At 69.8% G+C, this 24,816-nt stretch carries 25 protein-coding genes; 21 read left to right on the plus strand and 4 right to left on the minus strand.

Going from position 1 to position 24,816, the window contains the following annotated elements; translation table 11 throughout:
- The first annotated feature begins 184 nt into the window (after positions 1 to 184).
- The 3 genes from EHW97_RS02580 to EHW97_RS02590 all read left to right on the plus strand — a co-directional run bounded on the left by EHW97_RS02580 (position 185) and on the right by EHW97_RS02590 (position 3,352).
- A complete protein-coding gene (locus EHW97_RS02580) occupies positions 185 to 1,240 on the plus strand; it encodes a sugar ABC transporter substrate-binding protein (RefSeq protein WP_243696268.1) in 1,056 nt (351 codons plus the stop codon).
- 73 nt (positions 1,241 to 1,313) lie between these two features.
- Entirely contained in the window at positions 1,314 to 2,093 is a 780-nt protein-coding gene (locus tag EHW97_RS02585) for an ATP-binding cassette domain-containing protein (RefSeq protein WP_124235599.1), read from the plus strand.
- Positions 2,090 to 3,352 carry a sugar ABC transporter permease gene (locus EHW97_RS02590; RefSeq protein WP_124235600.1) on the plus strand — a complete coding sequence of 421 codons (1,263 nt, stop codon included), beginning with the start codon at positions 2,090 to 2,092 and terminating at the stop codon, positions 3,350 to 3,352. Before EHW97_RS02585 ends, EHW97_RS02590 begins: the two co-directional genes overlap by 4 nt.
- On the opposite strand, the gene EHW97_RS02595 is transcribed toward EHW97_RS02590, so the two are convergent.
- Both EHW97_RS02595 and EHW97_RS02600 read right to left on the minus strand, forming a co-directional pair.
- A complete protein-coding gene (locus tag EHW97_RS02595) occupies positions 3,349 to 4,302 on the minus strand; it encodes a diacylglycerol/lipid kinase family protein (protein WP_124235601.1) in 954 nt (317 codons plus the stop codon). The genes EHW97_RS02590 and EHW97_RS02595 overlap by 4 nt on opposite strands.
- 1 nt (position 4,303) lies before the next feature.
- Positions 4,304 to 5,947 (minus strand): FAD-binding oxidoreductase, encoded by a 1,644-nt coding sequence (locus EHW97_RS02600; protein ID WP_124235602.1) that lies wholly within the window; start codon positions 5,945 to 5,947, stop codon positions 4,304 to 4,306.
- A 15-nt stretch (positions 5,948 to 5,962) separates the two neighbouring features.
- On the opposite strand from EHW97_RS02600, the gene EHW97_RS02605 reads away from it, so the two are divergent.
- From EHW97_RS02605 to EHW97_RS02670, 14 genes are all read left to right on the plus strand, one after another.
- On the plus strand, positions 5,963 to 6,616 hold the full coding sequence (locus EHW97_RS02605) for a TetR/AcrR family transcriptional regulator (protein ID WP_124235603.1): 654 nt from the start codon (positions 5,963 to 5,965) through the stop codon (positions 6,614 to 6,616).
- The gene (locus tag EHW97_RS02610) at positions 6,613 to 8,127 is read left to right on the plus strand and encodes a glycerol-3-phosphate dehydrogenase/oxidase (protein WP_124235604.1); all 1,515 of its coding nucleotides are present in this window, start codon (positions 6,613 to 6,615) and stop codon (positions 8,125 to 8,127) included. Before EHW97_RS02605 ends, EHW97_RS02610 begins: the two co-directional genes overlap by 4 nt.
- A 12-nt stretch (positions 8,128 to 8,139) precedes the next feature.
- On the plus strand, positions 8,140 to 8,865 hold the full coding sequence (locus EHW97_RS02615) for an acyltransferase (protein ID WP_124235605.1): 726 nt from the start codon (positions 8,140 to 8,142) through the stop codon (positions 8,863 to 8,865).
- Positions 8,866 to 9,052: 187 nt separating this feature from the next.
- On the plus strand, positions 9,053 to 9,970 hold the full coding sequence (locus EHW97_RS02620; RefSeq protein ID WP_124235606.1) for a MetQ/NlpA family ABC transporter substrate-binding protein: 918 nt from the start codon (positions 9,053 to 9,055) through the stop codon (positions 9,968 to 9,970).
- Between the two features lie 9 nt (positions 9,971 to 9,979).
- Positions 9,980 to 11,002, plus strand: coding sequence for a methionine ABC transporter ATP-binding protein (locus tag EHW97_RS02625; RefSeq protein WP_124235607.1), 1,023 nt, complete (start codon positions 9,980 to 9,982; stop codon positions 11,000 to 11,002).
- On the plus strand, positions 11,002 to 11,661 hold the full coding sequence (locus EHW97_RS02630; RefSeq protein WP_124235608.1) for a methionine ABC transporter permease: 660 nt from the start codon (positions 11,002 to 11,004) through the stop codon (positions 11,659 to 11,661). The genes EHW97_RS02625 and EHW97_RS02630 overlap by 1 nt, the downstream gene beginning before the upstream one ends.
- 54 nt (positions 11,662 to 11,715) lie before the next feature.
- Positions 11,716 to 13,005, plus strand: a complete 1,290-nt coding sequence (locus EHW97_RS02635) for a GAF domain-containing protein (protein ID WP_124235609.1) — start codon at positions 11,716 to 11,718, stop codon at positions 13,003 to 13,005.
- Between the two features lie 81 nt (positions 13,006 to 13,086).
- Positions 13,087 to 14,610 (plus strand): acetaldehyde dehydrogenase ExaC, encoded by a 1,524-nt coding sequence (gene exaC / locus EHW97_RS02640; RefSeq protein WP_124235610.1) that lies wholly within the window; start codon positions 13,087 to 13,089, stop codon positions 14,608 to 14,610.
- Positions 14,611 to 14,612: 2 nt separating this feature from the next.
- Positions 14,613 to 15,002: a DUF779 domain-containing protein gene (locus EHW97_RS02645; protein WP_124235611.1), complete on the plus strand. Its 390-nt coding sequence runs from the start codon at positions 14,613 to 14,615 to the stop codon at positions 15,000 to 15,002.
- 54 nt (positions 15,003 to 15,056) lie between these two features.
- Entirely contained in the window at positions 15,057 to 16,658 is a 1,602-nt protein-coding gene (locus EHW97_RS02650) for an AMP-binding protein (RefSeq protein ID WP_124235612.1), read from the plus strand.
- Between the two features lie 2 nt (positions 16,659 to 16,660).
- On the plus strand, positions 16,661 to 17,116 hold the full coding sequence (locus EHW97_RS02655; RefSeq protein WP_243696269.1) for a type II toxin-antitoxin system PemK/MazF family toxin: 456 nt from the start codon (positions 16,661 to 16,663) through the stop codon (positions 17,114 to 17,116).
- Complete coding sequence (locus tag EHW97_RS02660) at positions 17,113 to 18,102, plus strand: YihY/virulence factor BrkB family protein (RefSeq protein ID WP_124235614.1); 990 nt, start codon at positions 17,113 to 17,115, stop codon at positions 18,100 to 18,102. Before EHW97_RS02655 ends, EHW97_RS02660 begins: the two co-directional genes overlap by 4 nt.
- 43 nt (positions 18,103 to 18,145) lie before the next feature.
- On the plus strand, positions 18,146 to 18,538 hold the full coding sequence (locus tag EHW97_RS15850) for a cold-shock protein (RefSeq protein ID WP_124235615.1): 393 nt from the start codon (positions 18,146 to 18,148) through the stop codon (positions 18,536 to 18,538).
- A gap of 5 nt (positions 18,539 to 18,543) precedes the next feature.
- Positions 18,544 to 19,464, plus strand: coding sequence for an AEC family transporter (locus EHW97_RS02670; protein ID WP_124235616.1), 921 nt, complete (start codon positions 18,544 to 18,546; stop codon positions 19,462 to 19,464).
- A gap of 3 nt (positions 19,465 to 19,467) precedes the next feature.
- On the opposite strand, the gene EHW97_RS02675 is transcribed toward EHW97_RS02670, so the two are convergent.
- Positions 19,468 to 19,842 carry an META domain-containing protein gene (locus EHW97_RS02675; protein WP_208001834.1) on the minus strand — a complete coding sequence of 125 codons (375 nt, stop codon included), beginning with the start codon at positions 19,840 to 19,842 and terminating at the stop codon, positions 19,468 to 19,470.
- Positions 19,843 to 19,872: 30 nt separating this feature from the next.
- Here EHW97_RS02675 and EHW97_RS02680 point away from each other — a divergent pair, with 30 nt between their 5' ends.
- Together EHW97_RS02680 and EHW97_RS02690 are read left to right on the plus strand one after the other, a co-directional pair.
- On the plus strand, positions 19,873 to 21,510 hold the full coding sequence (locus EHW97_RS02680; protein WP_124235617.1) for a S1 family peptidase: 1,638 nt from the start codon (positions 19,873 to 19,875) through the stop codon (positions 21,508 to 21,510).
- Positions 21,511 to 21,835: 325 nt separating this feature from the next.
- Positions 21,836 to 22,558 (plus strand): DUF3027 domain-containing protein, encoded by a 723-nt coding sequence (locus tag EHW97_RS02690; protein ID WP_243696270.1) that lies wholly within the window; start codon positions 21,836 to 21,838, stop codon positions 22,556 to 22,558.
- A 15-nt stretch (positions 22,559 to 22,573) separates the two neighbouring features.
- On the opposite strand, the gene EHW97_RS15655 is transcribed toward EHW97_RS02690, so the two are convergent.
- A complete protein-coding gene (locus EHW97_RS15655) occupies positions 22,574 to 22,963 on the minus strand; it encodes a DUF2530 domain-containing protein (RefSeq protein WP_243696271.1) in 390 nt (129 codons plus the stop codon).
- A 38-nt stretch (positions 22,964 to 23,001) separates the two neighbouring features.
- Between EHW97_RS15655 and EHW97_RS02700 the strand changes: the two genes are divergently transcribed.
- Positions 23,002 to 23,895: a hypothetical protein gene (locus EHW97_RS02700; protein WP_124235620.1), complete on the plus strand. Its 894-nt coding sequence runs from the start codon at positions 23,002 to 23,004 to the stop codon at positions 23,893 to 23,895.
- Positions 23,892 to 24,779: a DMT family transporter gene (locus tag EHW97_RS02705; protein WP_124235621.1), complete on the plus strand. Its 888-nt coding sequence runs from the start codon at positions 23,892 to 23,894 to the stop codon at positions 24,777 to 24,779. The genes EHW97_RS02700 and EHW97_RS02705 overlap by 4 nt, the downstream gene beginning before the upstream one ends.
- Positions 24,780 to 24,816: the final 37 nt, after the last annotated feature.

Genomic DNA, 24,816 nt, shown 5'->3' on the forward strand with positions numbered 1-24,816 from the left:
TGTGACGGACATCGGTCCATGCGTCAAGAGCTGAACATAAAACGTGGTCATCGTTGGAAGCGGAGCGATCTTGTGTTCATGTCTTGACGACAAAGCTGTGACGTAGCACACTGGCGTCACATCGTCGGCTGCGACCGCGGTCCCAGTCGGCGCCACACCACCGAACCACCTCGTGGAGGACCCCGTGAACCGCTACCGTCGCACCGCTGCGCTCGGTCTCATCGTCGTCGTGGGGACGGCCGGCCTGGCCGCCTGCGGCGCCAACAGCGCCGACGACTCCGGCGACGGCGGCAAGACCATCGCCTTGCTGCTGCCCGAGACCAAGACCACTCGTTACGAAGCCTTCGACAAGCCCTTGTTCGAGGCCAAGGTCAAGGAACTGTGCGACGACTGCACGGTCAACTACCTCAACGCGGACCAGGACGCGTCGAAGCAGCAGCAACAGGCGCAGTCGGCGATCACCGACGGCGCGTCCGTGCTCGTGCTCGACCCGGTCGACGGCAAGGCGGCCACCGGCATCGTCACGTCCGCCCAGTCCTCCGACGTCCCCGTCATCGCCTACGACCGCTTCATCGAGAACGCGGACTACTACATCTCGTTCAACAACGAGCGGGTCGGCGAGATGCAGGGTGAGGCGCTCGTCGAGGCCACCGGCGACTCCGGCGACATCCTCATGCTCAACGGCGCACCGACGGACCCGAACGCGGGACAGTTCAAGAAGGGCGCGCACAACGTCCTCGACGACAGCGGACTGAACATCCTGGCCGAGTACGACAACCCGGACTGGAGCCCGGACAACGCGCAACAGTTCACCAGCAGCCAGCTCAACAACATCGATCCGGCCCAGCTCGCCGGGGTCTACGCCGCCAACGACGGTCAGGCCGGCGGCGTGTTCGCCGCGCTGAAGGCCGCCGGCGTCACGGAGTTCCCGCCGATCACCGGCCAGGACGCCGAGCTCGCGGCGATCCAGCGGATCATCTCCGATCAGCAGTACATGACGGTCTACAAGCCGATCAAGACCGAGGCCGAGCGCGCCGCGGAGCTCGCGGTCGACCTCATCAACGGCGACGATCCGTCCGACACCACGGACTTCGAGGGTGTCCCGTCCTACATCCTCGAGCCCATCTCGGTCACGAAGGACAACGTCAAGGACACCGTGGTGGCCGATGGCTTCTACAGCGTCGACGACATCTGCACGACCGAGTACGCCGACGCCTGCACGGCGGTCGGTCTCCAGTGAGGTCGTGGCGGGCGGGAGCCTGGGGTCTCTCGCCCGCCATGCCCGACCCACCAGCTTCGATGAGGACTCCTCGATGACTACTTCCGCCCCCGTGCTCTCGTTGTCGGGCATCGGTAAGCGCTTCGGCGCGGTCCAAGCCCTCAGCGACGTGAGCCTCGAGGTCCGGCCCGGCGAGGTCGTGGCGCTCGTCGGCGACAACGGCGCCGGCAAGTCCACGCTCGTCAAGATCATGTCCGGCGTCTATACGCCCGACGAGGGCCAGATCGTCTTCGACGGCCGCCCGGTCACGATCGACGGGCCCAAGCAGGCCAAGGAACTCGGCATCGCGACCGTGTTCCAGGACCTCGCGCTCGCCGACAACCTCGACGTGGTGGCGAACCTCTACCTCGGGCAGGAGCACACCGCCGGCGGTCTGCTCGACGAGGTCGAGATGGAGGCGAGCAGCTGGCAACTGCTGCGGCAGCTGAGCGCCAAGATCCCCTCGGTCCGCATTCCGATCGCTTCGCTGTCAGGTGGACAGCGGCAGACCGTGGCGATCGCACGCAGCCTCGTCGGTGCGCCGAAGGTCATCATGCTCGACGAGCCCACGGCGGCGCTTGGTGTCGCCCAGACGGCCGAGGTGCTCAACCTCGTCGAGCGGCTGCGGGAGAACGGCCTCGGCGTCGTTCTCATCAGCCACAACATGGCCGACGTCCAAGCGGTCGCGGACCGCATCTACGTCCTGCGTCTCGGCCGCAACGCCGCCGAGTTCGCGATCGACGATGTCACCACCGAGGAGCTCGTCGCGGCCATCACCGGCGCGTCGGACAACGTGGTGGCTCAGCGCGCCGCTGGGAAGGGAACCCGAGCATGAGCACCACGGACGAACGCACGTCCAGCACCGGCCCCGCGTTCGCGGACCGCGCGGACGAGCGCTTGGTGGAGGATTCCTCGCCCGGCGCGCTGCTGCGAGGTTTCCTCCGCCGGATGCGGTCGGGCGATCTCGGCATGGTGCCGGTGATCGTCGGGCTTGTGGTCATCTGGGCGGTCTTCTACGCACAGAACCCGCGGTTCCTCTCGTCGCGCAACCTCGTCGAGCTGAGCCTCGACTCGGCGACGATCGGCATGATCTCCGTCGGCATCGTGCTCGTGCTGCTGCTCGGCGAGATCGACCTCTCGGTCGGTTCGGTCAGCGGTCTCGGAGGTTCGATCCTCGCGGTGCTGCTCGTGTACCAGGGTTGGCCGCTGCTGACCGCGATCCTCGCCGCGCTCGCCTGCGGCATCGCGATCGGCGTGCTCTACGGACTGCTGTACACGCGCTTCGGTGTTCCGAGCTTCGTCATCACGCTCGCCGGCCTGCTGGCCCTCCTCGGTGTGCAGCTGGCAGTCCTGGGCTCCAATGGCACGGTCAACCTGCCCGGTGACTCCTGGATCATCAAGTTCGCCAACTTCTGGTTCCTGCCCGACTGGGCGTCCTACGCGCTCGCGGTCGCGGCAGGCGCGATCTACTTCGCCGGGCGCGTGGTGACGATCCGGCGCCGCCGCTCGCTCAACCTGTCGGCTCCGTCCATCCTCTCGGTGGCGGTCCGCGCGGGCCTCCTCGTCGTGGGCCTTGTGGCCATGGCGTACTACCTCAACATCGACCGCGGCATCGGCTACATGCCGCTGCTGTGGGTGCTCGTCATCGTGCTGATGGACCAGCTGCTGCGTCGTACGACCTGGGGGCGTCACGTGTACGCCGTGGGCGGCAACGAGGAGGCGGCCCGCCGCGCAGGTATCGCGGTCGACCGGGTGTACCTCAGCGTCTTCGCGCTGGCGTCCATGTTCGCGGCGCTCGGCGGGGTGCTCGCCGCGGGGCGCTTGCAGTCGGTCGCCCAGTCCAGCGGCGGGACGGACACCAACCTCATGGCGATCGCCGCGGCGGTGATCGGCGGGGTGAGCCTCTTCGGTGGTCGCGGCTCGGCATTCGCCGCACTGCTCGGGATGCTCGTGCTGCAGTCGATCACGAGCGGACTCAACCTCATCGGTGTGGCGGCAGAGATCCGCTACATCGTCACCGGCGCCGTGCTGCTGCTGGCCGTCACGATCGACTCGCTCTCGCGCCGCGCCCGCAAGAGCAGCGGTAGATTCTAGCTCCCGTAGACCCCAGATTTGCGCTCAATGTGCCAACCGGGCGACGCTTCGGTCGACGATTCGGGCGCAAATCTGGGGTCTACGAGGACGGGGAGGGCGCGAGGTCGGCAGCGGACTGTCAGGGTGTGCTCGGCGATCTCGTCGCCGTCGGCGCCGAACGGCACGGGGCCGTGGGCCCGGATCGTCACTTCGCCGGCGGTGCGCACGGTGACCTGCGGCCGCTGGACGTGCGCACCGGTCTTCGCCTCCTTCATGAACGACGCGAGTCGGCGTAGGGGCGCGTCGCCGTCCACGGTCAGCACGTGGATGAGTCCGTCGTCGAGCCGGGCGCTCGGCACGATGTGAAGCCCGTGGCCGTACCGGCCCGAGTTCGCCGCCACGAGCATCATGAGACGCTCCTCGACCCGCTCGCCGTCGAGGGTCAGCTCGAACGTCGTCGGGCGCCAGCGCAGGACGGCGAGGACGGGGGCCAAACGGTAGAGCAGCAACGGCGGCATGCGGCGATACCGGTTGATGATGCGCGTCGAGTGCGAGTCCACCCCGGCGTAGACATTGCCGGGAACGACCACGCCGTCGGCGTCGAGCACGTCGATGCGCCGCACCGATCCGTCGAGCAGCACCCGCGCGAGCCCGTCCGGGTTCTCGGGGAGTCCGAGACCGAGTGCGAGGTCGTTGCCGCGACCGGCCGGGACGATACCGAGCGTGCCGCCCCCGGCGACGACGCCACCGGCCACATCGCGCACCAGCCCGTCGCCGCCGACGGCGACCACCACGCGCCCCTGCCGCGACAGTTCCTCCGCGCGCTGGCCGGCCTGCGACGCGCCGACCGTCAGTTCCTCGTCGACCTCGGCGCCCGCGGCGCGCAAGACGCGCGCCACCGGGTCCCACCGCTCGCGGCTCGTACCGCCGGTGCCCGAGATCGGGTTGAGCAGCGCGGTGAAGGCGGTCATGTCACTGTTCCCGGCGGGGGAGGAGGACGCCCGGGTTGAGGATGCCGACCGGATCGAGCGATGCCTTGAGCGACTGGAGCGCCTCGGTGGCCACGGGGCCGAGCTGCTCGGTGTAGAGCTCGCGGTGGTCGACGCCGACGCCGTGATGATGGCTGGGTGCGGCCCCCAGGCGGCCGATCGCCGCGTTCGCCGCGCGTTTGGCGGTCGCCCACTGGCTGAGCGGATCCTCCGCCTGCTGTGCGGCCACCGTGAAGTACAGCGACGCGCCGGTCTCGTACACGTGGGAGATGTGGCACATGGCGATGCCGGGGGTGCCCTGCTCGGCGAGCGCGGTTGTCAGCGCGTCGCTGACCGCCTGGCGCACCTCGAGCAGGGAAGACCAGAAGGTCGCCGTCTCGAGGGTCTCGATGAGCACACCGTGCTCCAGGAGTGGGTCGCGCAGGTACGGCGCGTTGAACCGCCCGGCTCGCCATGCCTCACCCGGTTCCTCACCCAGCAGGGCGCCTCCCGCGTCGCGCAGCACCGCGGTTGCCGCCTCCCGCCGGCGTGCCACGTCGTCCGCGTCGCCCTCGTAGCCGGTGATGGCCAGGCATCCGCCCGGCGATTCCGCGAGCGACTCGTTGGGGTCGGCGAGGTTGACCAGCGTCTCCAGCTCGTCGGACAACCGCAGCACGGTGGGCAGCGGGCCGTCCTGGGCCAGCCGACGCAGGGCCTCAGCGCCTGAGGCGAAGTCCGGGAACCTCCATCCCTCGAACACGCGGATCGTCGGCAACGGACGCACCCGCAGCCGCACCCGGGTGATGACGCCGAACGCCCCTTCCGAGCCGAGGAGGATCTGCCGCCAATCCGGCCCGGCGGCCGATCGTGGCGCGTGCCCGACCTCGATGGTTCCGCGCGGCGTCGCCACCGTCAGCCCGACGACCATGTCGTCGAAGCGCCCATAGCCCGCTGAGGACTGGCCGGCCGACCGCGCTGCCGCGAAGCCTCCGATGGAGGCCCCCGCGTACGACTGCGGGAAGTGTCCGATGGTGAAGCCGTGGGCGGCGACCAGCTCTTCGGCGCGCGGCGCGCGCAGCCCCGCTTCGAGGGTGGCCACTCGAGACGTGGCATCGAGGTCCACGAGCCGATCGAGCCGACCGAGGTCGAGGGACGCGAGCGCCTCGAAGCTGTCGCGCTGTGCGGCAAGGCCGCCCACGACCGACGTCCCTCCGCCGTAGGGGACGACGGCCACGCGCTGTTCGCTGCACCAGGTCAGGAGCGCGACGACCTGCTCGTGGTCAGCTGGACGCAGGACGACGTCGGGAGCGTCGGCGAGCGCGTCGCGTCGTAGTCGCAACAGGTCCGGTGTGGACCAGCCGACCGCATGGGCGACGCGGTCGTCGTGAGCGGTGCTGACGTGCTCCGCGCCGATCAGCTCGACGAGCGCGGAGCGAAAGGAGTCGCTGAGCCGCGACGGAGGAAGCCGCAGCTCACCGACCGGCGTCGGAGGCGTCTCGCGCACGCTGATCCCCACGAGGCCGAGGGCGCCGATGAGGCGCTCCGAGAGCGTGACGGCATGCGCGGGGTCACCCCAGCGGTAGGGGTGGAAGTCGAGCCGCGGCAGGGCGGTCTCGTCAGCGGGGCGTCGCGGTGTGAGGTGGGACACGCTATCATTAAACACATGGCAGCCGAACGTTTCAATTCCCGGTCCTCGGCGTTGCAGCTCGTGCGCGCCCGGCCGGCCAGCGACGCGGCGCAGGCGATCGACTCCGACCGCATCCTCGACGCTGCGCGTGCGCTCCTGCTGGAGGAGGGGCTGCCGCGAATGACCATGACGGCGATCGCCGACCGGGCCGGTGTCTCGCGCGCGACGCTGTACCGGCGCTGGGAGAACGTCACCGGTGTCGTCGCCGACGTCTCGACCCGCGAATGGAACCGGCTGACCGAGCGCGCGGCGGCGCGGGCGGGCGGCACGGCGCGGGAGAAGGTGGTCAGCACCGTCGTCCACATCGTGCGCGAGATGCGCTCGCACCCGCTGTTGCGCGTCCTCATCGACGAGTCTCCGGAGTTCCTGACGCCGTATCAGGTGCGGCGGCAAGGCCAGGTCACCGCATTCCACCTCGTCGTCATCGAGGACGCCGTCCGCCAGGGATTCGCGGACGGGTCCATCCGGCACGGCGACGCCGTGGCGATGGCGCAGGCCGTCGTCCTCATGAGCTGGTCCTTCGTCACCACCGCGCCCGCGATCGTCGGGTCGCCCGACGCGGTCGGACCTGAACTCGACGCCCTCGACACCGAGTTGACGCTCGCCCTCGACCGGTACCTCGCCCCATGAGTTCCTCCCTCAACGCCGCCCGCCGCAGCCGTGACCTGGAGCGCCTCGACACCTCCGACGCCGTCGACCTCGTCGTCATCGGCGGCGGGATCACCGGCGTCGGCGTGGCTCTGGACGCCGCGACGCGAGGACTCTCGGTCGTGCTGCTCGAGCAGCACGACCTCGCCTTCGGGACGAGTCGCTGGAGTTCCAAGCTGGTGCACGGCGGCTTGCGCTACCTCGGCACCGGCGATGTCGGCGTCGCCTACGAGAGCGCCATCGAGCGACATCGCCTCATGACGACGATCGCGCCGCACCTGATCCGTCCGCTGCCGCAGGTCTTCCCGTTGCTGCCGACGATGAGCCGCGGTCACGCGGCACTCGTGCGGGCGGGCCACTGGGGCGGTAACCTGCTGCGCACGGTGGCGCGGACGTCCTCGCGGCTGCTGCCGAGGCCCGACCGGATCGGCGCGGAGAGCGTCGGCGAATACGCGCCGACGGTCCGGCGCGAGGGGCTGCGCGGCGGGCTTCGCTTCTGGGACGGCCAACTGGTCGACGACGCGCGTCTCGTGGTCGCCGTCGCGCGCACGGCTGCTCACCACGGCGCCACGATCCTCACGCGGTGCCGGGCGATCGAGGCCAGCGGCTCGGGGGTGCGAGTGCGAGACGAACTCAGCGGCGCGGAATTCGACCTCGCCGCACGGACCGTCGTCAACGCGGCGGGAGTGTGGGCGGGCGGCCTCAGTGAGGACATCAATCTGCGCCCGAGCCGCGGCACGCACCTGGTGGTCGACCAGGCCGTGCTCGGCGGCCTCACCGCGTCGCTCACCGTGCCGGTTCCCGGCTCGGCCACCCGCTTCGTCTTCGCGTTGCCGGCACCGCTGAACCGCGTCTACATCGGTCTCACCGACGAGGAGGCTCCCGGCCCCGTGCCGGACGTGCCCGTGGCGTCCGAGGCCGAGATCGACTTCCTGCTCGGCACCATCAGCCAGGCGCTCGCCCGACCGCTCACCCGCAGCGACCTTCTCGGCACGTTCGCCGGACTGCGCCCGCTGCTCGCATCCGACACCGGTCACACCGCCGATGTGTCGCGGCGGCACGTCGTGCACCGCGACGCGGACGGCCTCGTCACGGTCGTCGGCGGCAAGCTCACCACGTATCGCCGCATGGCCGAGGACGCGGTCGACGTGGCCGTGGCGTGGTCAGGATTGTGTGCGTGCCCGTGTCAGTCCACCCGGGTCCCGCTCGTCGGTGCGGGCGACGGTCGCGACCCGCGCGCCTCGCCCGAGTTGCTGCGCGGGTACGGCAGCGAGGCCGGCGCGGTGGTGGACCTCGCCGCCGGGGATCCGGCCCTGCTCGAGCCCCTCGCCCCGGACCTCCCGGTGACGCGGGCCGAGATGATGTTCGCCGTCCGCCACGAGGGCGCGCTCGACGTCGACGACCTGCTGGACCGGCGGACGCGGATCGGTCTGGTGTCCGGCGATCGCGCCCGCGCTCGCGACGCTGCCGCCGAAGCGTTCGAACTCGCCTGAGACGATGCGGCGATGGAGTGGAACCGAGGCGCGAGCCTGACCCTCGAGCACCGGGAACGCTTCCGCGCCGCCGGGGTCGACGCCGAGCGGCTCGACGCGCTGGACTGGCGGCAGGCCGAAGGTGACTGGCCGTCCTGGTGGTCCGACCTCGGCAACGCGCTGTACGTGGCGCCGGGGGCGCGACTGCCCGACGCGCTCGTCTCCCACCTCCTGACTTTTCCCTTCCGCGATGCGCTGGTGGCCGTCGGCGGACCGATGGATCACCTCACGTCCCTCCTGCTCGGTGGCGACGGCGCGACGGTCTTCATCGACGAGGCCTGCGTGCTCACGGCAGGGGAGATCTACTGCGGTGCGGGCTCGCAGGTCGTCCTCCATGGACCGCTCCTCGCGACGCGCTGCGCGGTGGTGGACGCGCGCAACGGCGGTTCGGTCGTGGTCGACGGCGATCAGCTCTGGGCTGCCAACGTCTACGTCGCGACCGACGACATGCACCGGCTCGAGGATCTTGTCACCGGCGAGCGGCTCAACCCGTTCGGCGCGTCGATCCGCATCCGACGTCACGTGTGGCTGTGCCGGGACGCCGTCGTGACCGGACACGTCGAGATCGGCGAGGGGGCGTGCGTCGGGATGCGCAGCATCGTGCGCGGCCAGAAGGTGCCGGCTCACACCGTCGTCGCCGGCACCCCCGCCCGCATCGTCCGCGAGAACGTCACCTGGGACTACACCGACCGCCCGTAACGAGACGCGCCATCGGTGGTCGAGCCGAGGGCGAGGCGTTGGTCACGTTGGGGCAAGACGAGCGTCTCACTGGGCGAGACGGCTACGCGCTGGGCGTCACGTGTTCGTAACGTCGAAGTCGCGCCCCGGCCACCCCCCGTGGCGTGCTTCCCCCGGTTCGGCCACCAGCCGACAACGAAAGGACGTCATGTCTTCCGATCAGAACCTCATCGAGGCGCCCAAGAAGCGCACCGGCCTCATCATCGCGATCGTCGTCGTGGTCCTGGCGCTCATCGCCGGCGGTGTCTTCGCGCTGACCCGCGGCGGCGGTGACGAGGAGACCGTGCGCATCGGCGTCGTCGGCGCCAGCGACCCGTACTGGGAGACCTACAAGCAGGCCGCGGCCGACGAGGGCATCGATGTCGAGATCGTCGACTTCGCCGAGTACACGCAGCCGAACCCGGCGCTCGCCGAGGGCGATCTGGACCTCAACCAGTTCCAGCACATCGTCTACCTCGCCGACTACAACGTCGCGAACGACCAGGACCTCGTGCCCGTCGGCGCCACCGCGATCTACCCGCTCGGCCTGTACTCGCTCAAGCACGACTCCGTCGAGGACATCCCCGAGGGCGGCACCGTCGCGGTCCCGAACGACCCGAGCAACCAGGCCCGCGCGCTCATCATCTTGCAGTCGGCCGGGCTCATCGAGCTGAGCGACGGCGGCACGATCTTCTCCGACCTCGCCGACGTCGACGAGGCTGCCTCGCGCGTCCAGGTGCAGGCGCTCAACGCCGAGATCACCGCGACCTCGCTGCAGGACCTCGACGCCGCGGTCATCAACAACGACTTCGTCGAGAAGGCGGGCCTGAAGTTCGAGGACGCCATCGCACAGGACGATCCGTCCGACCCGGCCGCGCTGCCCTACGTCAACATCTTCGCCGCCCGCGCGGAGGACAAGGACAACGAGACCTACGCGAAGCTCGTCGAGATCTACCAGAACTCGCAGGACGTGCTCGACGGCGTGCAGGAAGTGTCCGGCGGCACCGCGGAATTCGTGAAGACGTCGCCGGCGGATCTGCAGAAGTCGCTCGAAGACGTCGAGCAGGTCACCCGCGAGAACCAGTAAAGTCGCCGAGTGGCTCTCATCGAACTGCGGGACGTCGCCAAGACGTATCCGCCGAGGCGCCGAGGAGGTGACCCCGTCCGGGCCGTGGACGGGGTCACCCTCGACGTGAACGAAGGCGAGATCCTCGGCGTCGTCGGCTACTCCGGTGCCGGCAAGTCGACCCTCGCCCGGCTGATCAACGCGCTCGAGCCGGTCACTCGCGGCACCGTCACGGTCGCCGGGCAGGAGCTGACCCGGATGTCCGAGGGCGAGCTGCAGAAGGTCCGCCGCGGGATCGGCATGATCTTCCAGCAGTTCAACCTCTTCCACTCGCGCACGGTCTGGGGCAACATCGCGTACCCGCTCAAGGTCGCGGGTGTCCCCACGAGTCAGCACCAGGCCCGGATCTCCGAGCTGCTGCACTTCGTCGGGCTCGCGGACAAGGCGCACAGCTACCCCGAGCAGCTGTCCGGCGGCCAGAAGCAGCGCGTCGGCATCGCCCGCGCCCTCGCAGCGTCGCCCAAGATCCTGCTCGCCGACGAGGCGACGAGTGCCCTCGACCCGGAGACGACGCAGGACGTCGTCGACCTCTTGCGACGGGTCAATCGCGAACTCGGGGTGACGATCGTCGTGATCACGCACGAGATGGAGGTCGTCAAGAACCTCGCACATCGGGTGGTGGTCATGGAGAACGGCACCGTGGTCGAGTCCGGGTCGACGTTCGACGTCTTCGCCGATCCCAGCCATCAGGTCACCCAGCGCTTCGTGCGCACCGTCGTCGACGACGTTCCCTCTCAGGCCGTCGTGGAGGAGCTGCGGCGTCGCCACCCGGGCCGTCTGGTCACGGTGGCGTTCCGTGAAGGCTCCGTGTCCCAGACCGAGGTCTTCGGCGAGCTGATCTCGCGCGGCGTCGGGTTCCAGCTCGTGTACGGCGGAATCGAAGAGGTCCAGGGCCGCACGTTCGGCAACCTCACGATCGAATTGACCGGCGATCGCGTCGACGAGGCGGTGCGCGCGCTCTCGGAGCTGGTCGCCGTCCGGGAGGTGAGCTGATGGATCGCGTCATCGAACTCGGGCCGCTGTTCCTCGAGGCCACGATCGAGACGATCGTCCTCGTGGCGGTCGGCGTCACCGTCGGCGGCCTGCTGGGCCTGGTCGTCGGCACCGGCCTCTACGTCACCCGCAAGGGCGGACTGCTGTCCAACGGTGTGGTCAACCTCCTGCTGAACATCGTCGTGAACGTGTTCCGGCCGATCCCGTTCATCTTGCTCGCCGTCGGCCTGCAGCCGCTCGTCCGGCAGGTGTTCGGCGTCGGCATCGGCAACGTCGCAGCCGCCGTCGTGATCGTCTTCGCGGCGGCCTTCGGCATCGCACGCATCGTGGAGCAGAACCTCGTCTCGGTCCCGCCGGGAGTGCTCGAGGCCGCACGCGCCATGGGGGCGAGTCGCACGCGGGTGATCTTCACGGTGCTGCTGCCCGAGGCGTTCGGTCCGCTGATCCTCGGCTACACCTTCGCCTTCGTGGCGATCGTGGACATGACCGCGATCGTCGGCACCATCGGCGCCGGCGGACTGGGCAACCTCGCGCTCCAGTACGGCTACCGCCAGTTCAACCCGTGGGTCACGTGGTCGGCGATCCTCATCGTCATCGTCATCGTGCAGCTCGGGCAGTTCGCCGGGAACGCGGGCGCACGCAAGGTCCTGCGTCGCTGATCGCCGCCGCGCGAGGGCAGTGACCGGCGTCACAGGGCCAGGTATGATCTGCCCATGACGTCGGCGGCGGAGTTCGCGGTCCCGGCGGGAGTCGATCCCGTCGCGTTGTCACGCCTGCTGCACGAGGCGCACGACGCGTTCGTGGCCGACGGCACCGCTCCGTCGGCGATCCGTTCGCTCGTGCGCGACTCCTGGCAGCGCAGCGTCTCCGGCGGTGTCGACCCCGAGCGCAGCGTTGCGCCGATCAGCATCGATGACGACCTGCTCGAGGAGATCCGGCGCGCGCATCCGCTGGCGGTCGCGATGCCCGTGGTGCGCCGCCTGCTCGTCGAGTCGGCGAGCGAGGCGGGGCTCCTCGTCGCCGTAAGCGACGCGGTGGGCCAGCTGCTGTGGGTCGAGGGGGCGGCGGAACTGCGCCGCAAGGCCGAGCAGATGGCGTTCGTGCCCGGCGCGGACTGGAGTGAGCGACGGGTCGGCACCAATGCGCCGGGCACCGCGCTCGCGCTCGATCGTCCCGTCCAGATCCTCGGTCCGGAGCATCTGTCCCGGCCCGTGACCCCGTGGAGCTGTTCGGCCGCTCCGATCCACGACCCTGACACCGGCGCGGTCCTCGGGGTCCTGGATCTCACGGGCGGGCCCGAGGTCGCCTCGGCGCAGAGCCTCGGGCTGGTCCGGGCCACGGTGGCCGCGGTCGAGGCCGAGCTGCGCCTCGCGCGTTTCGAGGCTGCTGCCCCGGTGGCCTCTCGGACGGTCGCCGTCCCCGCGCCGCCGCGCCTCGAGGTGCTCGGTACACGCTCCGGCGTGCTGCATCACGGCACCACGACGACGCGCCTCACGCTGCGGCACAGTGAGCTGCTGCTCCTGCTGTCGGAGTCCGCACGGGGGTACACGAGCGCCGAACTCGGGGTCGCGCTCAGCGACCAGGACATCCCCGAGGTCACGATCCGCGCCGAGCTCTCCCGGCTGCGCGGCGTCCTCGGGCCGATCGAACTCGCCTCCAGGCCGTACCGCCTCGCCACCCGCCTTCGCTCCGATCTGCAGACGCTTCGCGAGCACCTGCGCCAGGGTCGCATCCGGCAGGCGGTCGCGGCCTATCGAGGACCCTTGCTTCCGGACTCGCAGGCGCCCGGGATCGAGCAGATCCGCTCGGAGGTCCACGCGCTCGTGCGCTCGCATTTGCTGAGCTGCGACGACGGAGACGCCGTCCTGTCGTTCGCCGACGCACCGCACGGTCGCGACGACTACGAGATGTGGCTGCACGCCGCGGAGATCCTGCCGATGTCCTCGCCCCGGGCCGCCCAGGTCAGCGCTCATCTCGACCGGCTCGACGCCGAACTCGGCTGAGCTCGCAACCTCGCTGCAACGAGCCCGCTTCTACCGTCGACAGTGTTGTGACACCCATCACACCACGACGAAGGAGCCAGCATGACCGTCTACGCACAGCCGGGCACCGAGGGGAGCGTCGTCTCCTACCGGTCCCGCTACGACAACTGGATCGGCGGCGAGTGGGTCGCGCCGGTCAAGGGCCAGTACTTCGAGAACCCGTCGCCGGTCAACGGCAAGGTCTTCTGCGAGGTGGCTCGCTCCACCGCCGAGGACATCGAGCTCGCACTCGACGCCGCCCACCGAGCCGCTCCGGCCTGGGGCAAGACCTCCGTGGCCGAGCGTGCCGTCATCCTCAACAAGATCGCCGACCGCATCGAGGAGAACCTCGAGATGCTCGCGGTGGGCGAGACGTGGGAGAACGGTAAGCCGGTGCGCGAGACGCTCGCCGCCGACCTCCCGCTCGCGGTCGACCACTTCCGGTACTTCGCCGGAGCCATCCGGGCGCAAGAGGGCGGTATCAGCCAGCTGGATGACGACACCGTCGCCTACCACTTCCACGAGCCGTTGGGCGTCGTCGGTCAGATCATCCCGTGGAACTTCCCGCTGCTCATGGCGACGTGGAAGCTCGCGCCGGCGCTCGCGGCCGGCAACGCGATCGTGCTCAAGCCGGCCGAGCAGACGCCGGCCTCGATCATGCTGCTGATGGAGCTCATCGCGGACCTGCTTCCCCCGGGCGTCCTCAACGTCGTCAACGGGTTCGGTGCCGAAGCGGGCGCGCCGCTCGCCTCGAGCAGCCGCATCCGCAAGATCGCCTTCACCGGCGAGACCACGACCGGCCGCCTCATCATGCAGAACGCGAGCCAGAACCTCATCCCGGTGACATTGGAGCTCGGCGGCAAGAGCCCGAACATCTTCTTCGAGGACGTGGCCAGCAAGCAGGACGCCTTCTACGACAAGGCACTCGAGGGATTCGCGATGTTCGCGCTCAACCAGGGTGAGGTCTGCACGTGCCCGAGCCGCGCGCTCATCCAGAACTCGATCCTCGAGCAGTTCCTGCCCGAGGCGACCGAGCGGGTGAAGAGCATCAAGCAGGGCAACCCGCTGGACACCGAGACGATGGTCGGCGCCCAGGCCAGCAACGATCAACTCGAGAAGATCCTGTCGTACTTCGAGATCGGCGTGCAGGAGGGTGCTCGCATCATCACCGGCGGTGAGCGGGTCGATCTCGGCGGCGACCTGTCCGGCGGGTACTACGTCGCGCCGACGATCTTCCAGGGCACCAACAACATGCGGATCTTCCAGGAGGAGATCTTCGGCCCGGTGGTCTCGGTGACCGGCTTCGACGGGTACGAGGACGCGATCGAGATCGCCAACGACACGCTGTACGGTCTCGGTGCTGGCGTGTGGTCGCGCGACGTCAACACGGCCTATCGGGCCGGCCGCGACATCCAGGCCGGGCGGGTGTGGACGAACTGCTACCACGCGTACCCCGCGCACGCGGCGTTCGGCGGCTACAAGCAGTCGGGCATCGGTCGGGAGAACCACGCGATGATGCTCGACCACTACCAGCAGACCAAGAACCTGCTGGTGAGCTACTCGGAGAACGCGCAAGGGTTCTTCTGATCATGGGCACCCAACGGGTGGGGGTGACCCCGGAGGCGGCGGACCTGCTCCGCCGCCTCCGGGCGGACCACGACAAGCCGCTGATGTTCCACCAGTCCGGCGGATGCTGCGACGGGTCCGCCCCCATGTGTTACACCCAGGGGACGTTCCTCACCGGACCGGCGGACGTGCTCCTCGGGGAGCTCGACGTCGGGACGCCCGAGCCGGTGCCCGTGTGGATCTCCAAGGCCCAGTTCGACTACTGGTCGCACACTCACATCACGATCGACGTCGTCCCCGGACGCGGTGCCGGTTTCTCGATCGAGGGACCGACGGGACATCGCTTCATCATCCGATCACGCGTGTTCACCGAGGAGGAGACCGCAGCCCTCGAGCCCGTCCGAACCGGGTGACCACGTCGCCTTCGCCGGTTCTACCCGGGGGTAACTTGTTGTTACACTCCCGGCATGAGCGATCTGGGCTACACCGTCAAGGTCCTGCGGCGCATTGGTCTGGTGTCGGTGCAGTCTCCGCTGCGGCTGGCCAAGGCCGGGTTCCATCTCGCCAAGTGGGGACCTGCGCTGCCGTCGGGCCTCAATGCTGCGGCGGCGCGCTACCCCGACCAGATCGCGATCATCGACGACGCCGGGCAGATCGCCTATCGCGACCTCGTCGCGGAGGTCAACCGGGTCACCGCGGCGCTCAAGGAGCGCGGCCTGCAGCCAAGCGACTCGATCGCGCTGCTCGCGCGCAATCACCGCTGGATGGTCATCGCGCTCATCGCGATCATGCAGCTCGGCGGCCGGGTGCTGCTGCTCAACACGATGGCGAGCCGCTCTCAGCTCACCGACCTCGCGGTCCGCGAGGACGCCCGGCTGCTCATCGTCGACCAGGAGTTCCTCGGTGTGGTGGCGGACCTGCCGCAGGAGTCCGTCGTCCTCGGGTGGGCTGACGCGGACGCACCCGAGGACGTACCGACGCTGAGCGACCTCGCCGACGGCCAGCCCTCGTCGGGCCACCCCAAGCCGAAGCGCCACGGGCAGATCGTCATCTTCACGTCCGGCACGACGGGCCTGCCGAAGGGAGCGAAGCGCGAGGAGCCCAAGGACCTCAAACCGCTGCTGGCGTTCTTCGGCTCCATTCCGTACCGCGGCAACTCGACGGTCGTGCTCGCGGCACCGCTGTTCCATTCGTGGGGACTGCTCAATTTCAGCTTCGGCCTCACCACCGTGCCCACCTACGTGCTGCGCCGGCGTTTCGTGCCCGAGCAGGTCCTGCGCGACATCGAGCAGCACCGAGCACGAGTGCTGGTGGTCGTTCCGCTCATGATGCAGCGACTGCTCGACGCCGACCCCGAGGTCATCGATGCCGCCGACGTGTCGAGCCTCGAGATCACGGCCACGAGCGGCAGTGCCCTGGCCGGTGACCTCGCGATCCACTTCATGGACACGTTCACGGACTCGATCTACAACTTCTACGGCGCAACGGAGACCGGGTGGGTCACGATCGCCTCGCCGAAGGATCTGCGTGCCGCACCGGGCACCGCGGGCCGCGTGCCCTGGCGCACCACCGTGAAGGTCCTCGATGCCGAGGGACGGGAGGTTCCCGCCGGGGAGACAGGCGTCATCCACGTCCGCAACGACATGCCGTTCGGCGGATACACCGACGGCAACACCAAGGCGTTCGCCGACGGGCTCATGAACACCGGCGACCTCGGCTACTTCGACGCCGAGGGCCGCCTGTTCGTGGCCGGCCGCGACGACGACATGATCATCTCCGGCGGCGAGAACGTCTTCCCGCGCGAGCTCGAGGACGCGCTGATCGAGCACGAGTCCGTGCAGGACGTGGTCGTGACCGGAGTCGACGACGCGCAGTGGGGACAGCGGCTTGCGGCCTACGTGGTCCTGCACGACGGGCATGACGTCGACGAGGCCGAGCTCGTCGAGTACGCCAAGACGCACGTCGCGCGGTTCGCCGTGCCCAAGCGGATCGTCTTCCTCGACGAACTTCCGCGCAATCCCACCGGCAAGGTCATGAAGCGGGAACTGCCAGCGCTCGATAGCGTGTGAGCGTGGTGATCCGCGCGCTCGTCGACTCGCTCCTCGCCCGCCGGCACCGTCGTGCCGGGGGAGCCGGGGCACTGCGGTTCGCCTACGAACCGACACCCGACGGGCGGCCCGACCCCGGCGAGATCGTCTGGACGTGGGTGCCCTACGAGGACGATCCGCGTCAGGGCAAGGACCGCCCCGTGCTCATCGTCGCTCGCAGTGGAGCCGACCGGTTGTGGGGTCTTCAGCTCACGTCCCGCGACCACGATCACGATGCCGAGCAGGAGGCGCGAGCCGGCCGGTTCTGGATGGACATCGGCTCCGGTCCCTGGGATCCGCAGCGTCGTCCCAGCGAGGTGCGGCTCAACCGGCTCATCGAGATCGATCCACAGCAGGTGCGACGCGAAGGTGCCGTGCTCGACCGGGCACGATTCGACGCCGTCGTCGCCGCTGCCCGGCCTCACCTGCCGCGGCGATGAGCGTGATCGACACCCTCGACCGGTTCCAGCGGCGCCATCCGGTCGTGGGCTTCCCCCTGGCGGTGCTCTACAAGTTCTTCGATGATCAAGGGCCGTATCTGGCGGCGATCATCACCTACTACGCGTTCATCGCGATCTTCCCGGTGATGCTGATCGCCACGTCGGTTCTCGGCTTCTTCCTTCAGGACGACCCGGCCCTCCAGGAGGATCTGCTCGACACGGTGCTCGCGCAGTTCCCCATCGTGGGTGACCAGCTCGGGCGGCCGGACGGTCTCACCGGCAGCACGTCGGCCATCGTCGTCGGTGTCATCGCCGCGACGTACGGCGCGATGGGGCTCGGTCTGGCGGTGCAGAACGCCGCCAACATCGCCTGGGCGGTGCCGCGCAACAGCCGCCCCAACCCGATCCTGCTGCGCATCCGCAGCCTCGTCATCATGGGCATCGCCGGGGTCGGCATCCTCCTGGTCGCGATCGGCACGTCGCTGCTGCAGGACCCCGACGCGATCGGCCTGGGGGTCATCCCGGACCTCGGCTGGCTCGTGCGGCTGATCGGCCTCGTGATCACGGCACTGATCTTCGTCACGCTGTTCCGCCTGATCAGCCTCGGGCGAGCCACCTGGCGGTCGGTGCTTCCCGGTGCCATCGTGTGCGCCTTCGCCTGGCAGGTCCTGCAGTACGTGGGCGACGCCTACGTCCGCAACATCATCGGCCGCGCCAGCGCGATGAACCAGACCTTCGCCCTCGTGCTGGGGCTCATCGCGTTTCTGTTCATCGCAGCGCTCATCGTGACCTTCGGACTCGAGGTCAACGTCGTGCTGCGCCGGCGGCTGTATCCGCGGGCGCTGCTGACACCGTTCACCGACAACGTCGAGCTCGGTCCCGGCGACATCCGGGCCTACACGAGCTACGCCCGGATGCAGCGGCACAAGGGCTTCGAACAGATCCAGGTGGACTTCACGCCGTCGGAGCGCGAGGACCCCCACTAGACTTGCACTGCCCCATCCACCATCGAGTGAAGGACGAGAGCGCATGCCCACGGGCAAAGTGAAGTGGTACGACGCCGAGAAGGGCTTCGGCTTCCTCAGCCGCGAGGACGGCGACGACGTGTACGTGCGCGCCGATGCGCTGCCGGCCGGCGTCACGACCCTCAAGTCCGGCACGCGCGTGGAGTTCGGCATCGTCCAAGGTCGCCGCGGCGACCAGGCCCTCCAGGTTCGCGTGCTCGATCCGGTCACCTCGGTGCGCCGCGCCCAGGCGCAGGCCAGGCGCAAGCCGCCCGAGGACATGGTCGTCATCGTCGAGGACCTCATCGGTCTGCTCGACCGTCTCGGTGAGGGCTACCGACACGGCCGTCACCCCGAGGGCAAGCAGGCGAGCACCATCGCTCAGCTCCTGCGCCGCCTCGCCGACGAACTCGACTGACCCCGGTGGGGGGAGCGGTCGAGGGCTTCACGGTCATCCTCGCCCTCGGCGCGGTCGGCCACGTCCTCGCGGTCCGGGGAGTGCTGGACGAGACGAGTCAGGCCGTTCTCTCCCGTCTGGTCTACGTCGTCGGAACCCCCGCCCTGCTGATCTCGCTCCTGAGCGAGACGGACGTGTCGCGGGTGTTCGGGCCGTGGTTCCTCGTCGCCCTCGGGGGCGTGGTGGCCACCCTCGCGATCTACGTGCCGTGGGCATTGTGGCGCCGTCGCCCGATGAGCCATGTGGTGGTCGGCGGGCTCTCGGCGTCGTACGCCAACGCGGGCTATCTGGGTCTGCCGATCGCCGCGTACGTGCTGGGCGACGCGGCGTACGCCCTGCCGACCATGATGCTGCAGCTCGTGTTCTACGCGCCGCTCGCACTGAGCATGCTGGAGATGGCGGGCCGCGGACGCGCCGGCCTGAACCCGCTCGCCTTCGTGCGGGCGGGTCTGCGCAACCCGGTCTCCGTGGCCGCCGTCATCGGGGTGACGATCGCGCTGAGCGGCATCTCCCTGCCGCTCGTCGTCGCCGAGCCGATCCGCCTGCTGGGCCAGCTGGCGGTCCCGTGCGCACTGATCGCGTTCGGGGTCTCGCTCCGCTTCGGCCCGCGGATCGGCACCGGCCGCGGCGGTGAGGTGGCGTTGGTGACCGTGCTCAAGCTCGTGTGGCAGCCGGTGGTCGCCTACCTGCTGGCCCGGTTCGCGCTCGACCTGCCGCAGGCCCAGGTCGCCGGGGTGACGCTCATGGCCGCCCTTCCGACGGCGCAGAACGTGTTCGTGTACGCGTCGCGTTTCGGACGCGACCACGTACTCGCCCGCGACTGCGTCGCGGTGACCACCGCGCTGAGCCTGCCAGTGATGATCGTTCTCGCCGCAGTGCTGACCTGAACCTCAGGCCGTGCGGGGAAGTTCGCCGATGCGGCGCTCCTCATGATCGAAGACGACGAGCGTGTCACCGTCGAGTCGGGCCGAAGCGAGACCGCTCAGCCAGGAGTCGACGCCCGGGCAGGCCATCATCGTGTGCAGTTGCGAGGCGAACGTCACGACCTCACCGTCGACCTCGTACGTCCCCCGGAGCTGGTTGCACCCGTCGCTGCCGCGGAACTCGCCGTCAGCGAGCACGAGGAACGGCGAACGAGTGGCCTCTGCGCCCCAGGTTCCGGTGGCGTCCAGGGGCTCTGTCGAGGAACTCCCCGTGCCACATCCGGACATGGCGGCCAGAGCTGTGGCAAGGACGAGCAGCAGGACGTTACGCACGATGGTCACGCTACCTTCGTCGCCGAGGACAACGCTCCGATGCCGGCGTCCGGCGCGGCCTTCGAGGCGGAGGCCACGGCGCTGTTGACCGACGAGTCCGAGGGCATCCACGGTGTCACCACCGACGGTGCGGGCAACGTCGTCGTCTACGCCGACGAGGAGAAGCCCGAACTCGAGGGCAAGCCGAACGTCGAGGTCAAGGTCCTCGAGGGCGGCTTCGAGAGTTTCGCCGCCACCGACGTCGTGGGAGGCGCGGGCTACCTCGCCGTGAACCCCGACGATCTCGAGAATGCGGCCCACTGCTCCATCGGCTTCTCGGCCTGGAACCCCGAGGGTGAGCCGGTCATCCTCTCCGCCGGACACTGCACCGATGATGGCGCTCGGGCCGGCGCGTTGACGACGCGCCCTTCGAGCGAGGCGGCGGGCGGCGGCGACCCCGACGGTGCCGACGTGGAAGCGACCGGCCCCCTCGGCGCCCTGGCGGTCTCCCAGTGGGGTGGGCCGGGGAACATCCCCGGCGATGCGGACACCGCAGATGAGTCGTTCGTCGACGTCTCCGCGTGGAACGTGATCAACCCGGAGCTCGACCTGCTTCCGGAAGTGACGGACTGGACCACCGTCGAGGATCTCTCGCAGTCGACGACGCCCGTCAAGAGCGTCGGCGATGCGCGCGTGGGAGGGGTGGTCGGCAAGTCCGGCCGTACGACGGGCTTCTCCTCGGGCACTGTCGTGGGTCACGGTTTCGTGTCCGTCCAGGGCCGCGTCGTCGGTGGTTTCGGCGTGACGGGAATGGAGGCCGCACCGGGCGATTCCGGCGGCGCCATGATCCAGGGCACCACGGCCGTCGGCCTGCTCTCGGCCGGTGGCACCACCACCGACGGTGAGACGATCGTCTGGGGCGCCGATCTGCAGAACGGTCTGGCCCAGATCCCCGGGTACAGCGTGGCGCTCGACATCGACGAGCCCGTCATGGTCACGCCTGCCGACGGCGGACGCGTCGCCCAGGGCTCGCGGATCCAGGGCACCGGTCCCGCCGGCCGCACCCTCGAGGTGGGCATCGGCGCGCAGAACAGCGGCGAGGTCATCGAGGTGGCCATCGACGGCGACGGCAACTGGAGCTTCCCCGCGCCGAGCACGCCGGGGACGTACACCATCTCGCTGACGGCGACCGACGGCGGTTTCAACCGTTCGGAGACGGTCGACTACAGCATCGAGGTCGTCGTGGGCGCCCCGGCGATCACGAGCCCGGCCGACGGTTCGTCGGTCGTCGATGAGGTGACGGCTATCTCCGGTACGGGTGTGCCCGGCGCACTGGTGACGCTCGGCGGCGACGCCGAGGGAGAAGCCACCGTCGGCGACGACGGCACCTGGACCGTGAACGTCGACCTCGGAATCGGCGCCCACACCGTCACTGCGGTGCAGGAGGTCGACGGCGAGGTGTCCCCGGAGGTCACGAGCACCTTCGCGGTGATCCCGCCCGCGCCGGTCGTGACCTCGTCCGAGCACGGCGTCGACTACACGAAGGCCCCGACGGCGGCCCGCGGTACCGGCGTGGACGGCGCGCAGATCATGGTCTACCTCAACGGCGAGCACGTCGGCACGACCACCGTGGCCGACGGTGAATGGAGCGTCGATCTTCCCGGAGGTCTCGCAGCGGGCGACTACGACCTGGTGTGACTCAGACGGTCAATGGCCAGACGAACACGACCGACGTCCGCTTCGGCGTGCTGGTGGCCGCGGCGGCGCCGTCGCCGAAGGGCGACCTGCCGGCGACCGGTGCGGGCGTACTGCTCCCGCTGGTCCTCGGTGGCGTGGCACTGACTGCTGCCGGCACGGCAGTGGCGGTGCGCCGCCGTGGACGCGACGAGGCGCCGATCGCCCGACGCCCGGGCTCTTCCCTGACATCGAGGCCACGCTCCGCTGGGAGCGTGGCCTCGATGCGTACCGGGTCCCGGCCTGGATCGCCGACCAGGCGTCGGGAACAATGGGGAGGGTGAGCACGGTGACGAGTGAGACGGCACGCGAAGCCCTCGACGAGTCCGTCGAGGACGGCGCCGTCGGCGACTATCTCGGTCGCGAGGACGACGCCCCCGGCCTGGTGACCGAGCGTTTCGCCTGCACGCTGCCCGGCTACGTCGGCTGGTACTGGGCGGTCAGCCTCTCGGTGCTGCCGGACGCCGAGCCGACCATCAACGACATCGTGCTGCTGCCGGGCGAGTCGGCGATCGTCGCGCCGGAATGGACGCCGTACCGTGAGCGCATCAAGCCCGGCGACCTCGGCCCGGGCGACGTCTTGCCCCCCGAGGAGGACGACATCCGCCTCGCCCCGGCGTGGTTCGTCGGCGACGGCGACGCGGAAGGCGTCGTGGACCGCCACTACGCCCGCGAGATCGGCCTCGGCCGCGAATGGGTCCTGTCGCTCGAGGGTCGCGAGGATGCCGCCGAGCGTTGGTACGCCGGTGAGCAGGGTCCGCACACACCGATGGCCAAGCAGGCTCCGGGGCGATGCGGCTCCTGTGGTTTCCTGATCAGCCTCGCCGGGGACCTCGCGGATCGCTTCGGCGTGTGCGGCAACGGTATGGCGAACTCCGACGGCAAGGTCGTCGCGCTGACGCACGGGTGCGGTGCCCACTCGGGCACGCGACCCAAGCGGTCCAACTCGGCGCGGTCGCTTCCAGAGCCCGTGCTCGACACCGTCGGCGTCGACGAGGTCGAGGAGTTCTGAGCCGGCGGCGCCGCGCTACTTGCGGCGGCGGCCGCCGCCACCGGACGGGCGGGCGGCCTGTCGCGCCTCGAGGGCGTTGCGCCGGCGCCGGCAGTACTCGATGCCGAGCAGCCCGAGGCCGAACCCGGCCAACGCCGTCCACAGCCACCACTGGGTGCCGTCTTCGCGCAGTGTGCCCCAGAACGGGATGAGCGCGATCGCGAGCACGGCCCAGAGGATGGTGCCGACGGTCATCGTGCGGACACCGTCGACGTCCATCGGCTGAACCTCGGCGACGCGGTGCGTCGTCTTGCCGATCTCGATCTCGGTGATGTCCGGGTGGCCCAGCTCGTGGCGCCGCGCGGCGCGATCGGCGGACGCGGTATCGGACTCCGGGTTCTCCGGCGGGGGATCGGCGGGGCTCACCCTCCCAGGGTACCGAGGCGTAGGAGAGGATGGACGCGATGAACCCTCGTCATCGCCGGATGCTGATCCCCGGGCTCTTGATCGCGTTGCTCGTGATCGTCGCCGTCGCGTCGCTCACGGGTCGCGCCGACGCGTCCGAGCCCGTCAGCACGATCGGCGATCCCCGGATCACCGAGTCGAGTGGTCTCGCCGTGAGCGCCGCCCACGACGACCTCGCCTACACACTCAACGACTCGGGCCACGAGCCGCTCGTGTTCGCGGTCCGCATCTCGACCGGCGACACCGTGGGCGTGACCCGCCTCGCGGGCGTCGACGTCGTCGACCCCGAAGCGATCGCACTGCACGCAGGACGACTCTGGGTGGCCGATACAGGCGACAACGCCGCGACCCGCAACGACATCGCTCTTCTCGCCTTCGACGAGCCAGGCCCCGGCGATCACGTCGTACGACCGGATCGTCATCCGGTGCGGCTCGAGGAATCCGCCGACGTCGAGGCTCTGCTGATCCAGCCCCGCGACGGATCGATCTTCCTCGTGACCAAGTCGATCGGTGCGGCCGACGTGTACCGCGCCGACGCGACCACGCCCCTGAACTTCCAGCGCACGGACCTCGTCGCCCCGCCGGTGGTCACGGACGGCGCCTTCGCGCCGGACGGCAGCAGCATCGCGCTCGTCTCGTACCTCGGGATTCACGTGCTCGATCCGGTCAGCTGGGAGGTGCGTGCATCGCTGCCGCTCCCGCCGCTGGAGCAGGCCGAGTCGCTGGCGTTCGTCGATCCCGGCACGGTGCTCGTCGGCAGCGAGGGGTCCGACAGCCCGCTGTTCGCCGTCGCCCTGCCCGCTGCCCCGATCGCGGTCGCGGCGTTCGCCGCGATGCCGGCGGCCGGCCTCGCCCTCGTGCTGGCACTGTTCCGGAGCCTCTCGCTGCGATGAACCCTCATCTCGCGGTCGTCCTGGCCGCCGTGTGCTTCGGCTCGACAGGAACAGCGCTCGCTCTCGGTCCCGAGACCGCAACGCCGTTCTCGGCCGGGCTCGCGCGGATCCTCGTGGGCGGTGGACTCCTGGCGGCCTTCGCCTGGCTGACGAGCGGCCGGTCCCGAACGGCCCCGACCCCGGCGGTGCTGGCCCTGACCGTCGTCGGAGCACTGGGCGTTCTGGCGTACCAGCCGACGTTCTTCCTCGGCACCGAGGCCAACGGTGTGGCGGTAGGGACCGTCGTGGCGCTGGGAAGCGCTCCGGTGCTCACCGGCTTGCTGGAGTGGATCCTCACTCGGCGCCCGCCCGGCGTCCTCTGGGTCGTCGCGACGGTCGTGGCGACGAGTGGGGTAGCGGTGCTGTCGGGTGTCTTCGATGCCGGCTCGACGATCGATCCTGTCGGCCTTCTCGGCTCGCTCGGGGCCGGGCTCAGCTACGCCGTCTACACGCTGGCGGGCAAGGCGCTGATCGACCGGGGCATGAGTTCACGCAGCTCCATGGGAGCGATGTTCGGCGCCGCGGCCGTCCTCGCCGTTCCGCTGCTGGCGTTCGCGGACACCGGGTGGATGGCGAGCGCGTCGGGTGCGGTGACCGTGCTGTGGCTCGGCATCGTCACCACGACGGTCGCCTATCTGCTGTTCGGCGCGGGCCTTCGCCGGCTGCGGGCGTCGACCGTCTCCACGCTCACGCTGGCCGAGCCGCTCACCGCGACGATGCTCGGACTGATCGTTCTGCAGGAACGGCTGGCGTTCACCTCGGTGGTGGGGTTGGTCGTCGTCGCCGCCGGGATCGCGGTGCTCAGTCTCGGCGGTCGTCGCCGGGCGGTGCCCGTGGCGGAGTGACCCGGCACGGGTCTCGCGCTGCGGTTCTGGGAGACTA

Source organism: Aeromicrobium camelliae, from assembly GCF_003850045.1.
In the GTDB taxonomy this organism is placed as follows: domain Bacteria; phylum Actinomycetota; class Actinomycetes; order Propionibacteriales; family Nocardioidaceae; genus Aeromicrobium; species Aeromicrobium camelliae.

Excerpts from the sequence above, each read along its gene's own strand:
- EHW97_RS02680 (WP_124235617.1), top strand. The coding sequence starts at position 19,873 with ATGCCGGCGTCCGGCGCGGCCTTCGAGGCGGAGGCCACGGCGCTGTTG.
- EHW97_RS02660 (WP_124235614.1), top strand. The coding sequence starts at position 17,113 with ATGAGCGTGATCGACACCCTCGACCGGTTCCAGCGGCGCCATCCGGTC.
- EHW97_RS02635 (WP_124235609.1), top strand. The coding sequence starts at position 11,716 with ATGACGTCGGCGGCGGAGTTCGCGGTCCCGGCGGGAGTCGATCCCGTC.
- EHW97_RS02630 (WP_124235608.1), top strand. The coding sequence starts at position 11,002 with ATGGATCGCGTCATCGAACTCGGGCCGCTGTTCCTCGAGGCCACGATC.
- EHW97_RS02700 (WP_124235620.1), top strand. The coding sequence starts at position 23,002 with ATGAACCCTCGTCATCGCCGGATGCTGATCCCCGGGCTCTTGATCGCG.
- EHW97_RS02590 (WP_124235600.1), top strand. The coding sequence starts at position 2,090 with ATGAGCACCACGGACGAACGCACGTCCAGCACCGGCCCCGCGTTCGCG.
- EHW97_RS15850 (WP_124235615.1), top strand. The coding sequence starts at position 18,146 with ATGCCCACGGGCAAAGTGAAGTGGTACGACGCCGAGAAGGGCTTCGGC.
- EHW97_RS02595 (WP_124235601.1), bottom strand. The coding sequence starts at position 4,302 with ATGACCGCCTTCACCGCGCTGCTCAACCCGATCTCGGGCACCGGCGGT.
- EHW97_RS02585 (WP_124235599.1), top strand. The coding sequence starts at position 1,314 with ATGACTACTTCCGCCCCCGTGCTCTCGTTGTCGGGCATCGGTAAGCGC.
- exaC (WP_124235610.1), top strand. The coding sequence starts at position 13,087 with ATGACCGTCTACGCACAGCCGGGCACCGAGGGGAGCGTCGTCTCCTAC.
- EHW97_RS02620 (WP_124235606.1), top strand. The coding sequence starts at position 9,053 with ATGTCTTCCGATCAGAACCTCATCGAGGCGCCCAAGAAGCGCACCGGC.
- EHW97_RS02615 (WP_124235605.1), top strand. The coding sequence starts at position 8,140 with ATGGAGTGGAACCGAGGCGCGAGCCTGACCCTCGAGCACCGGGAACGC.
- EHW97_RS02605 (WP_124235603.1), top strand. The coding sequence starts at position 5,963 with ATGGCAGCCGAACGTTTCAATTCCCGGTCCTCGGCGTTGCAGCTCGTG.
- EHW97_RS02610 (WP_124235604.1), top strand. The coding sequence starts at position 6,613 with ATGAGTTCCTCCCTCAACGCCGCCCGCCGCAGCCGTGACCTGGAGCGC.
- EHW97_RS02705 (WP_124235621.1), top strand. The coding sequence starts at position 23,892 with ATGAACCCTCATCTCGCGGTCGTCCTGGCCGCCGTGTGCTTCGGCTCG.
- EHW97_RS02645 (WP_124235611.1), top strand. The coding sequence starts at position 14,613 with ATGGGCACCCAACGGGTGGGGGTGACCCCGGAGGCGGCGGACCTGCTC.
- EHW97_RS02650 (WP_124235612.1), top strand. The coding sequence starts at position 15,057 with ATGAGCGATCTGGGCTACACCGTCAAGGTCCTGCGGCGCATTGGTCTG.